10 protein-coding genes are annotated in these 13,588 nt (G+C 66.5%); 4 read left to right on the top strand and 6 right to left on the bottom strand.

Going from position 1 to position 13,588, the window contains the following annotated elements:
• Positions 1-176: 176 nt before the first annotated feature.
• From KHP16_RS27880 to KHP16_RS27865, 4 genes are read left to right on the top strand one after another with little or no spacing between them, the layout of a single operon-like run.
• A complete protein-coding gene (locus KHP16_RS27880) occupies positions 177-683 on the top strand; it encodes a MarR family winged helix-turn-helix transcriptional regulator (protein WP_211961602.1) in 507 nt (168 codons plus the stop codon).
• The gene (locus tag KHP16_RS27875; protein ID WP_211961601.1) at positions 680-2,161 is read left to right on the top strand and encodes an efflux transporter outer membrane subunit; all 1,482 of its coding nucleotides are present in this window, start codon (positions 680-682) and stop codon (positions 2,159-2,161) included. The genes KHP16_RS27880 and KHP16_RS27875 overlap by 4 nt, the downstream gene beginning before the upstream one ends.
• A 46-nt stretch (positions 2,162-2,207) precedes the next feature.
• Positions 2,208-3,500 carry an HlyD family secretion protein gene (locus tag KHP16_RS27870; RefSeq protein ID WP_211961600.1) on the top strand — a complete coding sequence of 431 codons (1,293 nt, stop codon included), beginning with the start codon at positions 2,208-2,210 and terminating at the stop codon, positions 3,498-3,500.
• A gap of 9 nt (positions 3,501-3,509) precedes the next feature.
• The gene (locus tag KHP16_RS27865; protein ID WP_211961598.1) at positions 3,510-5,120 is read left to right on the top strand and encodes a DHA2 family efflux MFS transporter permease subunit; all 1,611 of its coding nucleotides are present in this window, start codon (positions 3,510-3,512) and stop codon (positions 5,118-5,120) included.
• Between the two features lie 9 nt (positions 5,121-5,129).
• Here KHP16_RS27865 and truB read toward each other — a convergent pair whose 3' ends face one another.
• The 6 genes from truB to rluB all read right to left on the bottom strand — a co-directional run bounded on the left by truB (position 5,130) and on the right by rluB (position 13,544).
• Positions 5,130-6,086 carry a tRNA pseudouridine(55) synthase TruB gene (truB, locus tag KHP16_RS27860; protein WP_211961596.1) on the bottom strand — a complete coding sequence of 319 codons (957 nt, stop codon included), beginning with the start codon at positions 6,084-6,086 and terminating at the stop codon, positions 5,130-5,132.
• A gap of 68 nt (positions 6,087-6,154) precedes the next feature.
• The gene (rbfA, locus tag KHP16_RS27855) at positions 6,155-6,529 is read right to left on the bottom strand and encodes a 30S ribosome-binding factor RbfA (protein ID WP_109580781.1); all 375 of its coding nucleotides are present in this window, start codon (positions 6,527-6,529) and stop codon (positions 6,155-6,157) included.
• Between the two features lie 79 nt (positions 6,530-6,608).
• Complete coding sequence (infB, locus tag KHP16_RS27850; RefSeq protein ID WP_115952475.1) at positions 6,609-9,500, bottom strand: translation initiation factor IF-2; 2,892 nt, start codon at positions 9,498-9,500, stop codon at positions 6,609-6,611.
• An 84-nt stretch (positions 9,501-9,584) separates the two neighbouring features.
• A complete protein-coding gene (nusA, locus tag KHP16_RS27845; protein ID WP_109580779.1) occupies positions 9,585-11,060 on the bottom strand; it encodes a transcription termination factor NusA in 1,476 nt (491 codons plus the stop codon).
• Positions 11,057-11,545: a ribosome maturation factor RimP gene (rimP, locus tag KHP16_RS27840; RefSeq protein ID WP_109580778.1), complete on the bottom strand. Its 489-nt coding sequence runs from the start codon at positions 11,543-11,545 to the stop codon at positions 11,057-11,059. Before rimP ends, nusA begins: the two co-directional genes overlap by 4 nt.
• 247 nt (positions 11,546-11,792) lie before the next feature.
• A complete protein-coding gene (gene rluB / locus KHP16_RS27835) occupies positions 11,793-13,544 on the bottom strand; it encodes a 23S rRNA pseudouridine(2605) synthase RluB (RefSeq protein WP_211961613.1) in 1,752 nt (583 codons plus the stop codon).
• Positions 13,545-13,588 lie beyond the last annotated feature (44 nt).

Raw genomic sequence — 13,588 nt, 5'->3', positions numbered from 1 at the left:
AAATAACCCGACATTCTAGCATGCTGCAGCGCAAGATGCGGCAGCAATCTGCTCGGCCGTGCGTCTTCGACAGTTGCGTGCGTTTTATTGCGATCCGTGCAATATCGAATTGTGCCCATTGCAGCGAGTTCGTCACATGCATACATTTGCCCCGGCAACCTTTGCAGTGGCAATGAATGACGACTCAGCCATCTCCCTCCTCCGCGATCGCTCCCGCCGCCGCCTCCGACCCCTTCGATCCTGAACACTACGAAATGGGCCGCAGCATCGGCTACGTGCTCGCGCGCGCCAAAAGCCGGCTCGCATACAGCGTCGAGCAGCAGGTCAGCGGCCTCGACGTCACCCACCCGCAGGCCAGCTGTTTGATGATGCTCGCGAAGGGCGCAGCCCGCAACGTCACCGACCTCGCCCGCGAACTCGGCACCGACATCGGCTCCGTGACGCGCCTGCTCAGCCGGCTCGAGCGGCGCGGCCTCATCGCGCGCAATCGGCGCGACGACGACCGGCGCGTCGTGGACCTCTCGCTGACCCCGGCGGGCGAAGCCATCGTCGGCAAGCTGCCGGCGATCTACTGCGACGTCCTTCGCCGCCATTTCGAAGGATTCACCGCTGCCGAGATCGAGACACTGCGCGGCCTGCTCCAGCGCGTGATCGACAACCATCAGGACCTCTGCAAATCATGAAGCCAGCCCTTCCGCTCGCCCTCGCGGCCGCGGCGTCGATCCTCGCCGGCTGCGCCGCGTTCGGCGATGCCCAGAGCACGCAAACGATGACCGCGCCCGACGTGCTCGCGCAGAGCAGTGCGCGGTCGCTGCCCGCCGGCCATGGCGAATGGCCATCGCAGGACTGGGTCGATCAGTTCCGGGACCCGCAGCTGCGCGCGCTCGTCGTCGAAGCCACGCGCGACAACCCCAATCTGCAGGCCGCATTCGCGCGCGTGCAGGCATCGCGCGCCATGGCCATGGCCACGCGTGCGGCGCTGTATCCGGGTATCGATTTCGAAGGCAGCATCGTGCGGCAGCGCTTCTCGTCCACCGACCTGTTCGAGGGCACGCCGCTCGCGGGCTCGTGGCAGAACGCGTCGCGCATGCAGTTCGGGCTCGACTACGACTTCGACTTCTGGGGCAAGAACCGCGCGGCGCTGGAAGCCGCGCTCTCCGAAGACCGCGCGGCCGAAGCCGAGAGCCAGGCCTCGCGCCTGCTGTTGTCCACCGCCATCGCGCGTAACTACAACCGGCTGGCCGCGCTGTACGCGCAACGCGATGTGGCGGAGCGCGCCATCGCGCAGCGCCGCGACCTGACCGAACTGTCGCGTCAGCGCCTGTCCGCCGGTCTCGATACGCAGGTGGAAACCACGCAGGCGCGCGGCACGGTCGCCGCCGCGCAGACCGACCTGCAACGCATCGACGAAGACATCGCCCTCGCGCGCAACCAGTTGGCGGCCCTGCTGGGCAAGGGCCCCGATCGCGGGCTGCAGATTACCAAGCCGACGCTGCTGGCGCATGCCACCCCGACGCTGCCCGACGACCTGGCCATCGGCCTGCTCGGCCGCCGTCCCGATATCGTGGCCGCGCGCTGGCGTGTGGAAGCCGCCGCCGGGGACGTGAGTGTCGCGCGCAAGGAGTTCCTCCCCGACATCACCTTCAGCGCGTATGCGGGCGTGGCGTCGCTCGATCCGTCGAACCTGCTGATGGGCATCAGCCGCACGTTTGGCTTCGGTCCGGCCGTGCAGTTGCCGATCTTCGCGGGTGGACGGCTGCGCGCCAACCTCAAGGGTCGTTATGCGCAGTACGACATCGCGGTGGCCAGCTACAACCAGACGCTCGTCGACGCGCTGCGTGAAACCGCGGACACCGTGACGAGCATCCGCAGCGTCGATCAGCAGATCGCCACGCAACGCGAGGCGCTCGATCTGGCGGAGCATGCGTACGCGCTGGCCACCACGCGCTACAAGGCGGGCCTCGGCACGCAGCTCACGGTGCTCAATGCGGAGAGCACCGTGCTCCAGCAACGGCGCCTCGCCACCGACCTGCAGGCACGCCGGCTCGATCTCCAGATCGGGCTCGTCAAGGCGCTCGGCGGCGGTTATGCCTCGCCCGAGGAAGCGGACGCACAACCGCACGCCGCGCCCAACGCCACGTCCGGGGCTGCCAACGGCTAAGCCCACGCACTCCGCATCCGAGCCCACGTACCAGCACGAGACCAACATGAGCACCAACGCGCAACCCGCCGCCAATCCCGGCAACGGCAACAACGCCAACAACAACAACAAGCGCAAACGCCTGCTGATCGCCCTGACCGCGGCGGTGGTCGTCGCCGGCATCGGCTATGGCCTGTACTGGGGCCTCTACGCCCGCCATTTCGAGAACACCGACGACGCCTACGTCGCCGGCAACGTCGTGCAGGTGACCCCGCTCGCGGGCGGCACCGTGGTCTCGATCGCCGCCGACGACACGCAGCTCGTCACGGCGGGCCAGGCGCTCATCCAGCTCGATCGCGCGGACTCGCAGGTCTCGCTCGAGCAGGCCGAGGCGCAGCTCGCGCAGGCCGTGCGCGAAGTGCGCACGCTCTATGTCAATAACGGTTCCCTCGCCGCCAACGTCGCCATGCGGCAGGCGGATGTGGCCAAGGCGCGCGAGGACCTGACGCGCCGGCAGGCCATCGCCAACTCGGGCGCCGTGTCGAGCGAAGAGATCGCGCACGCGCGCACCGCGCTGCAGGCTGCGGAATCCGCGTTGCAGGCCGCGCAGGAGCAGCTCGCTTCCAACAAGGTGCTGACCGACCAGACCACCGTCGAGAAGCATCCGAACGTGCAGCGCGCGGCGGCCAACCTGCGCGCGGCGTACCTCGCGTTCGCGCGCTCGACGCTGCCCGCGCCCGTCACCGGCTACGTCGCCAAGCGCTCGGTGCAGGTGGGCCAGCGCGTGGCGCCGGGCACGCCGCTGATGGCCGTGGTGCCGCTCGACCAGGTCTGGGTCGATGCCAACTTCAAGGAAGTCCAGATCACGCATATGCGCGTGGGCCAGCCGGTCGAACTCGAAGCCGATGTCTATGGCTCGAAGGTGAAGTATCGCGGCAAGGTCGAAGGGTTCTCCGCTGGCACGGGCGCCGCGTTCTCGCTGCTGCCCGCGCAGAACGCCACGGGCAACTGGATCAAGGTCGTGCAGCGGCTGCCCGTGCGCATTGCGCTCGATCCGCAACAGCTCAAGGCGCATCCCCTGCGTGTCGGTCTGTCGATGAACGTCAGCGTGGACGTGCGCAACGAGGACGGCGGCGCGATGGTATCCGCCATCACGCGCGGGCCCATGGAGACCGATGTCTACGACAAGGTCGCGCAGGACGCCGACACGCTGATCGCGCGCATCGTCGCGCTCAACAACGGGGGCCGCGTGGCCGCCGGTCCCGCCGCCACCGTCCCGCCCGCGGCGCCCTCGCCTGCTCCGGCCGTCCGCACGCCCTCGCCCGCGGACGCGTCGCGGCCGTCGGCCAAGCACGCCTGATCGCGATCCATGGCCGATACCCTCACCGCCAACGCCGACGATAGTGACGATAGCGGCCGCCGCGCGCCGGCGCCCGCACCGGGCGCGGCGCCCGCGCCGCTGACTGGCGGCAAGCTGATCGTCGGCACCATCGCGCTGTCGCTGGCCACGTTCATGAACGTGCTGGACTCGTCGATCGCCAACGTGTCGATTCCGGCGATCTCGGGCGATCTTGGCGTGGCGCCCAATCAGGGCACCTGGGTCATCACGTCGTTTGCGGTGGCCAACGCCATTTCCGTGCCGCTCACGGGCTGGCTCACCACCCGCTTCGGCGCGGTGCGGCTGTTCGTCACGTCGATCCTGCTGTTCGTGCTGTCGTCGTGGTTGTGCGGCGTGGCGCCGAACCTGGAGACGCTGCTCGCCGCGCGGATCCTGCAGGGCGCGGTCGCGGGTCCGATGATTCCGCTGTCGCAGTCGTTGCTGCTGGCCAGCTATCCGCCCACCAAGAGTTCGATGGCGCTCGCGTTATGGGGCATGACCACGCTCGTCGCGCCGATCATGGGACCGCTGCTGGGTGGCTGGATCTCGGACAACATGACGTGGCCGTGGATCTTCTACATCAACATCCCGGTGGGGCTTGGCGCCGCGTATGCGACGTGGGCCATCTATCGCGAGCGCGAGACACCCACGCGCATCCTGCCGATCGATCGCATCGGCCTTGCGCTGCTGGTGATCTGGGTCGGCGCGATGCAGCTGATGCTCGACAAGGGCAAGGAACTCGACTGGTTCCACTCGACGTTCATCGTCGTGCTGACGGTCACCGCGGTGGTGGGCTTTCTCTTCTTCGTCGTCTGGGAGTGGTACGAGAAGCATCCGATCGTCGATATCCACCTGTTCGGCGGCCGCAATTTCGCGGCGGGCGTGGTGGCGATTTCGGTAGCCTATGGCCTGTTCTTCGGCAACCTCGTGATCCTGCCGCTGTGGCTGCAGACGATCGTCGGCTACACGGCAACCGACGCGGGCATCGTGATGGCCCCGGTGGGCATCTTCGCCATCCTGCTGTCGCCCGTCATCGGGCGCGTGCTGCCCAAGGTGGACGCCCGCTGGGTCGCAACGGCGGCGTTCATCACCTTCGGCATCGTGAGCTTCATGCGGTCGGGCTTCACCACGGGCGTGGACACGCGCACGCTCATGATTCCCACACTGATCCAGGGCGCGGCAATGGCGATGTTCTTCATCCCGCTGACGTCGATCATCCTGTCAGGCCAACCGCCGGCCAGAATCCCGGCCGCGTCGGGCCTCTCGAACTTCGTCCGCATTACGTTCGGCGCCATCGGTGCATCGATCTCCACGACGATCTGGGAAAACCGCGCGGCGCTCCATCATGCGCAGCTGATCGAACAGGTCAACCCGTTCAACCCGGCCTATGTCGAACAACTGGACCACCTGACCCAACTTGGCATGAGCCGCGCGCAGGCCATGGGCGTGATCGAACGCAACATCTCGCTCCAGGCATCGATGCTGGGCGCCAACGACATCTTCTGGATCTCGGGCGTACTGTTCTTCGTGCTGATCGTATTCGTCTGGCTGACGAAACGCGCCCAGGGCGGCGGCGGCGCCGACGCGGCGGGCGCGCATTGAGGGAGCGGCCTACAGCTTGACCAGCCGCTCCGGCCGCAACGCACCCTCGCGCATCCGCGCGACGCCAAGCAGCCGGGCGGGCTGGCCGCCGTAGACGCGGGCCAGCGCCTCCTCGGCGAGCGCGATATCCAAAGGCAGATCCCGCCGCGCGATGCGCTGGCCCTGCAGAAACCGCCCCATCGCCGCATCGTCAAGCTGCACCGGCGCACACCGCTGCAGCAGCGCATCCACTGGCGCAAGCATCGACGGCCGCGCGTCGTCCGGCTGCGCGTCGATCTGCTCCAGCGTCACCGCGCCGTCGAGCGTCAGATCGCCCACCGCCGTTCGCCGCAGCCCCGTCAAATGCGCCCCGCATCCCAATGCCTCGCCAATGTCCTCGGCCAGTGTCCGGATATACGTGCCCTTGCTGCACGTCACACGCATCGTGAAGCCGGGCGCCAGGGTATCGTCCAAACTGAGCGACAACACATCGATCGAACGAATCGTCACCGTGCGCGCCGCACGCTCGACGGTCTCTCCGGCTCGCGCATACGCATACAGCGGCTTGCCATCCTTCTTCAGCGCCGAATACATCGGCGGCACCTGCGAGATCTCGCCGGTGAAGCGCGCCACCGCCGCATCGAGCGCCGCCCGATCGACCGCCACATCGCGAGACAAGACCACATCGCCCTCGGCATCCCCGGTCCTCGTGGTCTGACCAAGACGCACCACGGCCTCGTAGGTCTTGTCCGCATCCAGCAGATCGGCGGAGAACTTGGTCGCCTCGCCAAAGCAAAGCGGCAACAACCCGGTAGCCAGCGGATCGAGCGTCCCCGTATGCCCGGCCTTGTTCGCGCGCAACAACCGCTTGGCCCGCACGAGCGCATCGTTGGAGGACAGCCCGAGCGGCTTGTCGAGCAGCAGCACGCCGTGCACATCGCGGCGCGGAAGTTTGGGCGGCCGGGTGGCGGCTTGAGAATCGGTCATCGGGGAAAGAGCGCGCCAACAACGAGGCACGCATGGAAGACGCCAGGGGGCGGAAGCAGCGAGGAAGCTTACGCCTCGTCGTCCTTCGCGCGCGTGGCGTTCGCTTCGTTGATCAGCTTCGACATCTCGATCGCATGCTCGACCGACGTGTCGTGATGGAAATGCAGCGTGGGAACGGTATGGATGTGCAGACGCTTGAACAGCAGCGAATGCAGGTAGCCGGCCTTCTCGTTGAGAATGGCCCCGGCGATCTCGGGCTCGGCGCCCAGTACCGTGAAATAGATTTTGGCGTGCGCGTAATCGGGCGTCAGCGTTACCGACTGGAGCGTTACGAGCCCCAGGCGCGGATCGCGGAGTTCGCGCTGGATCATCTCGGCCAGGTCCTTCTGGATCTGGTCGGAGAGCCGGATATTGCGGGAAGAGATGGTGCCTTTCTTGGCCATCGAAACCTGTATGTTCTGCTTGTCTAGCTAACTACAAAAAACACAGTGGCGGGACATGCCCGCCACTGACTTGCCGCTGTTACAGCGTACGTGCCACCTCGGTGATCTCGTACACCTCGAGCTGGTCGCCTTCCTGAACGTCGTTGAAGTTCTTGATCGACAGACCGCACTCGAAGCCCTGCTTCACCTCGCGGACATCGTCCTTGAAGCGCTTCAGCGAATCGAGCTCGCCGCTGTGGATCACGACGTTGTTGCGCAGCACGCGCACCAGCGAGTTCCGCTTGACCATACCGTCGGTGACCATACAGCCCGCCACCGCGCCGATCTTCGGCACGCGGAAGACCTGACGGACTTCCACCTGACCGATCGTGGTCTCGCGCTTCTCCGGTGCCAGCATGCCCGACATCGCCGCCTTGATCTCGTCTACCGCATCGTAAATGATGTTGTAGTAGCGGATGTCGATGCCATTGTGCTCGGCCAGCTTGCGCGCGCCAGCGTCGGCACGCACGTTGAAGCCGATAATGACCGCCTTCGAAGCCGTCGCCAGGTTGACGTCGGATTCGGAGATGCCACCCACGCCACCGTGCACGATCTGCACGCGGACTTCGTCCGTGGACAGCTTCTGCAGCGATTGCACCAGCGCTTCCTGCGAACCCTGCACGTCGGCCTTCACGATCAGCGGCAGCGACTGGACTTCGCCTTCGCTCATCTGCTCCAGCATCGTCTCGAGCTTGGCCGCCTGCTGCTTGGCCAGCTTCACGTCGCGGAACTTGCCCTGACGGAACAGCGCGATTTCGCGCGCCTTGCGCTCGTCCGGCAGCACCAGCACTTCTTCACCGGCGGCAGGCACTTCCGACAGACCCTGGATTTCCACCGGGATCGACGGGCCCGCTTCCTTCGCGGGCTTGCTGTTCTCGTCGAGCATTGCACGGACACGGCCATAGGCGCTGCCCGCCAGCACGACGTCGCCGCGCTTGAGCGTACCGCTCGTGACGAGGATCGTCGCGATCGGGCCCTTGCCCTTGTCGAGCTGGGCTTCCACCACCAGACCCTTGGCCGGCGCATCGACCGGCGCCTTCAGTTCCAGCACTTCGGCCTGCAGCAGCACCTGCTCCAGCAGATCGTCGATACCGAAACCGGTCTTGGCGGACACCGGCACGAACGGCGAATCACCGCCGTACTCTTCCGGCAGCACCTGCTCGGCCACGAGTTCCTGCTTGACGCGATCCGGGTTGGCTTCGGGCTTGTCGATCTTGTTGATCGCCACCACGATGGGCACGCCGGCCGCCTTCGCGTGGGCGATGGCTTCCTTCGTCTGCGGCATCACGCCGTCGTCGGCGGCCACCACCAGAATCACGATATCCGTCGCCTTCGCACCGCGCGCACGCATGGCCGTAAAGGCCTCGTGACCCGGGGTGTCCAGGAACGTGATCACGCCGCGCTCGGTTTCCACGTGGTAGGCACCGATATGCTGCGTGATACCGCCCGCTTCGCCCGCGGCAACCTTCGTGCGGCGGATGTAGTCGAGCAGCGAGGTCTTGCCGTGGTCGACGTGACCCATCACGGTCACCACCGGCGGACGCGGCAGCAGTTCGGCGTCGGTGTGTTCCTCACCACCGATGTCGAGCAGCGCTTCCGGATCGTCCAGCTTGGCGGCGAAAGCCTTGTGGCCCATTTCTTCCACCACGATCATGGCGGTTTCCTGGTCCAGCACCTGGTTGATGGTCACCATCTGGCCGAGCTTCATCATCTGCTTGATGACCTCGGAGGCCTTCACGGCCATCTTGTGGGCGAGGTCGGCCACGGAGATGGTTTCCGGCACGTGCACTTCGCGCACCACCGGTTCGGTCGGCGCCTGGAAGTTGCTGCGCGCATCGTCGGCATGATGCTTGCCGCCGCGGCCCCGCGGGCCACCGCGCCAGCCGCCGACGCCGCCCGACGAATCGCCGCGCGTCTTCAGGCCGCTGCCCTTCTTGCGCGAGCCTTCGTCCTGCCACGTGGACGACGTGCCTGCCTTCACGACCTTGCCCTTCTTGTCGGTCGTGGTGGTCGTCGTCGCAGCCGCCGTCGCCGGCGCCTTCTTCTCGTCCTTCTTGACTTCCGTGCCCGGCGCCTTCACCGGCTTGTGCAGCGTACCGGTCTGCTCGGCCTTCTTTTCCTCGGCCTTGCGCTCGGACGGTGCCTTCAGCACGCGTGCCGGGGCGTTGAGCATCTGCTGGATCGCACGGGCTTCCGCTTCCGCGGCTTCGCGGCGGCGGCGTGCGGCGTCCTGCTGCTCGGCGCGCGCGGTATCCGCGGCGGCCTTCGCATTGTCGGCGGCCTTCTGCGCTTCCACGCGTTCGGCGGCCAGGCGCGTCTTGTCTTCCTCGGCCTTCTTGCGCGCGGCTTCCTCGGCGGCATCCGCCACGGCACGTGCGGCCGCGGCTTCTTCCTCCGCCTTGGCGGCCAGCAGCTCGGCCTGGCGGCGCTGCTCGGCCTCCAGCGCCTCCTGTCTGGCGATGCGCTCGGCTTCCTCGCGCTCGGCGGCCTCGCGGCGTGCCTTGAGCTCGGCTTCCTGGCGCGCCAGCTGTTCTTCCTGCTGGCGGCGTTCCTCTTCATCGAGGCGAGCCTGTTCGGCCGCGGACTCCTGGGACTCCGCGCCATCGCCGTGCGTATCCGCGGCGGCCTCGTCGCGCTTGATCAGGACGCGCTTCTTGCGCACCTCGACCTGCACCGTACGCGTCTTGCCGGTGGAGTCGGCCTGGCGGATCTCGGACGTCTCACGCTTCGTCAGCGTGATCTTTTTCCGAGCGCTGTCATCGGCCTGACCATGCGACCGCTTGAGGTAGTCGAGCAGCCGGGTCTTGTCCGATTCGGTGATGATGTCTTCAGGCGTCGCCTTGCCCACCCCAGCTGCCTGCAATTGTTCCAGCAGGGCAGCTGCGCTGCGGCTCAGTTCTGCGGCCAGTTGGGCAACTGTTGTGCTTGCCATTCAAACCCTTTCAATACTTGGTTTCTACGTCGGGACAAATTGTTGCGGAAAGCGCGCGACCGGGAGACATCCCGGCCGTGTCCCTCAGTTGAACCAATGTTCCCGTGCCTTCATGATCAGCGCGCGGGCATCGTCCTCGCTCACACCGATCATCTCGACCAGCTCGTCGACGGCCAGTTCGGCCAAGTCGTCGCGCGTGTGGATATTGCCTTCGGCCAGCTTGCCGATCAGCTCGGGGTTGAGGCCGTCGAGCGAGCGCAGATCCTGCGACACCTCTTCCACCTTTTCTTCCCGGGCCAGTTCCATCGTGAGCAGCGCATCGCGTGCGCGATTCCGCAGCTCGTTGACGGTGTCCTCGTCGAATGCTTCGATCTCCATCATTTCATTGATGGGGACGTAAGCGACTTCCTCAAGCGTCGAGAAGCCTTCTTCGATCAGGATGTCCGCCACTTCCTCGTCCACGTCCAGCTTGGCCATGAACAGCTTGCGCACCACTTCGCTCTCTTCGGCCTGCTTCTGCGCCGATTCTTCCTGCGTCATGATGTTGATCTGCCACCCGGTCAGCTCCGACGCCAGGCGTACGTTCTGACCGCTGCGGCCGATGGCGACGGCGAGGTTTTCCTCATCCACCACCACGTCCATGCTGTGCTTTTCCTCGTCGACCACGATCGACTGGACCTGCGCCGGCGCCAGCGCGCCGATCACGAACTGCGCCGGATCTTCCGACCACAGCACGATGTCCACCGCCTCGCCGCCGATCTCGTTACGGACCGCCGTCACACGCGTGCCACGCACGCCGACGCAGGTACCGATCGGATCGATGCGCTTGTCGTGCGCCACCACCGCGATCTTCGCGCGGACGCCCGGATCCCGTGCCGCCGCCTTGATCTCGAGCAGGCCCTGTTCCATCTCGGGCACTTCGTTCTCGAACAGCTTGATCAGGAACTCCGGCGCCGTGCGCGAGAGTTCGATCTGCGGGCCGCGCGCGGCGCGGTCCACATTCAGGATGTACGCGCGCACACGGTCGCCGGTGCGCAGGTTTTCCTTCGGGATGATCTGGTCACGCGCCAGCAGCGCTTCGACGCGGCCCGATTCGACGATCAGGCCCTTCTTGTCGGCGCGCTTGACCGTGCCGGTCATCACCTTCTCGCCGCGATCGAGGTAGTCGTTCAGGATCTGCTCGCGCTCGGCATCGCGGATGCGCTGCAGGATCACCTGCTTCGCCGCCTGCGCGCCGATACGGCCGAACTCCACGGACTCGATCTGCTCCTCGACGAAATCGTCGAGCTGCGCGTCGGGGTTCTGATCGCGGGCTTCGAACAGCAGGATCTGCTTGTCCGGCTCCTGCAGACCCTGTTCGTCGGGAACGACCAGCCAGCGGCGGAACGTCTCATGCTCGCCGGACTCGCGATCGATCGCGACACGAATATCGACATCTTCCTCGAAACGCTTCTTGGTCGCGGAAGCGAGTGCCGCCTCCAGCGCGCCGAATACCACATCCTTGTCGACGTTCTTTTCACGCGCGAGCGCATCGACGAGCAACAGAACTTCGCGGCTCATTGCTTGTTCCCTTTTCTTTGATTTCCTTTGAAGTCGAACACCGGCACGAGTCGTGCGCGGTCGACATCGGATATGGCGAATTCCAGCAGCGCCGGGCCGTCCTTGCCTTCGAATTCCAGGCCGATCTTTTCGGCCCCGGCCTCACCCGCGGGTTCCCGCAGGATGCCGACGAAGTTCTTCTGGCCGTTGACCGGAAGGCGCAGCGTGACGCGCGCTTCGGATCCGGCAAAGCGGACGTAGTCGGCCAGCTTCTTCAGCGGCCTGTCCAATCCCGGCGACGAAACTTCCAGACGTTCGTAGTCGATGTTCTCGACCGTCAACACGTGTGTGAGCTGCCGGCTGACCTTTTCGCAGTCCTCGATGACGATACCGGTATCCGGCTGATCGATAAAAACACGCAGCAGTCCAGCCGGGGCACGCTCAAGATCAACCAACTCGTAGCCCATGCCGTTAAGGGTGGTTTCGATCAAATCTGCCAGATGCACTGTAATCCCGAGTAAGAACCTTCAAATCGTAGTGGGCGACCGAAGTGGACGACCATCGATCCTCGTGGGATCGCTGTTCGGGCGAACCAAAAAAAAATGGGCGCAATGCCCATCATTCGCCCACCCTCACTTGGAGGATGACACTTTGAATAGACTTTGATTATACGCGGATTATGTCCAAAAGGCAAAAGCCTCCTGGACATCCCGCACCCGGGGCGCGTGCCCCGGGCTTCGCGAGGCAGGCGCCTCAGCGATTGCCGCCATGGCCACCGCCATGACCGCCGCGGCCGCGCTGCCGGCGATTGTTTCCGCCCGCGCCACCACCGCTGCCACCACCACCGTTGCCGCCTTTCGAGGCCTTCGGCATCACATTGCCGTTGACGTCCCCGCCGCCGCGGCGCTGCTGCGCGCGGCCGCCCCGGCCACCGCCGAATCCACCGCCGGCACCACCCGCACCGCCGGCGCCACCCATGCCGCCGCGCATGCCGCCCTGACCGCCACGCATGCCGCCCTGGCCGCCGCCGAACTTGGTCGTATGCGACGTCAGCGGCGCGGGGCCCGTCGGGATGTAGCCCATCGAGGTCTGCATCGGATCCGGCTGGCCGCGGCCGGCACCGCCGCCGCCACGCTGGCCGCCCTTCTCGAAGCGCGGCAGGCCGTCCATGCCCGTGGGCATCGGCATGCCCGCGATCGCGGCTTCCGTGCGCGCCTTGCGGCCGCCCACCTTGCTGCCGCCCTTCGGCTGTTGCTCGCCCTTGCCCGGCGCCTTCAGGCCGATGCCCGCCATCAGCGTGCGCACGTCGGCGGCTTCCAGTTCCTGCCAGCGGCCGCGCTTGAGGCCGCGCGGCAGCAGGAACTGGCCGTATCGCGTACGGATCAGGCGCGACACGGTCAGGCCCACCGCCTCGAACATGCGGCGGACTTCGCGGTTGCGGCCTTCGGTCAGCGCCACGTGGTACCACTGGTTCACGCCTTCGCCACCGCCGTCCGCGATGCGCAGGAAATTCGCCTCGCCGTCGTCCAGTTCGATGCCGTGCAGCAGGCGCTGGCGATCGGACTCGCCGAGCTCGCCCAGCGTGCGCACCGCGTATTCACGCTCCACGCCGTAGCGAGGGTGCATAAAGCGGTTGGCGATGTCGCCGGACGTCGTGAAGATCAGCAGACCTTCGGTATTGAAGTCGAGGCGGCCGACGGCCACCCACTTGCCGGTCTTGATGCGCGGCAGGCTGTCGAACACGGTCGGACGGCCTTCCGGATCGGACTGGCTGACGATTTCGCCCGCCGGCTTGTGATACAGCAGCACGCGCGGCGGCTTCGTCGAAATCTTGCGGTGGATCAGCTTGCCATTCACGCGGACCTGATCGGTCGGCAGAATGCGCTGGCCGATATGCGCGGGCAGTCCGTTCACGGACACGCGCCCCTGCAGGATCAGCTCTTCCATCTCGCGGCGCGAGCCGAGGCCGCCCTCGGCCAGCACCTTGTGCAGCTTGGGCGCGTCGTCGTCCGACGTGAGCTCGCGCACGGGCTTGGCCTTGGTGCGCGGCACGACCATGTCTTCCTGATCGTACTGCTCCGAGATCACGAACTTGAACAGGTCCTCGGCGCCGGCCGCGGCCTTGGCGGCCGACTTGACCAGCAGCGGCTGCTCGCCGCCCTTGCCACCCTTACCCTTGTCCGCGCCGCCAGCCTTGTCGCCCTTGCGGTCGCCGCGCTCGCTACGCTCGCCACGCTCACCACGGCCGCCAGCCTTCTGGCCGCCGGGGTTGTTCTGCTGGCCGCCTTGCTGGCCCTGACCGCGGTTGCCGCCCTTGCCACGCTTGCCTTGGTTGCCACCGGCCGGACGCGCTTCGCCATCGACCAGCGCCGCCTTGCGTTGCGGCTGCTGCCGGCGCTTGCGGTTGCCGCCCGGCTGCTTGTCGCCCTGCGGCTGCGCGGCACCTTCGCTGCCCGCGCCCGCCACGGCCTGATCGCCGTCGGCGCTTTCGCCGGCCGTCGTCACCGCGGCAGCGGCGGCAGGCTTGCGCCGGCTGCGGGGACGCGGCT

This window comes from Cupriavidus plantarum (assembly GCF_905397285.1).
GTDB classification, from domain to species: Bacteria; Pseudomonadota; Gammaproteobacteria; order Burkholderiales; family Burkholderiaceae; genus Cupriavidus; species Cupriavidus plantarum.
Note: the sequence above shows the minus strand (reverse complement) of the source record. Positions and strands in the feature narration are given on the sequence as shown.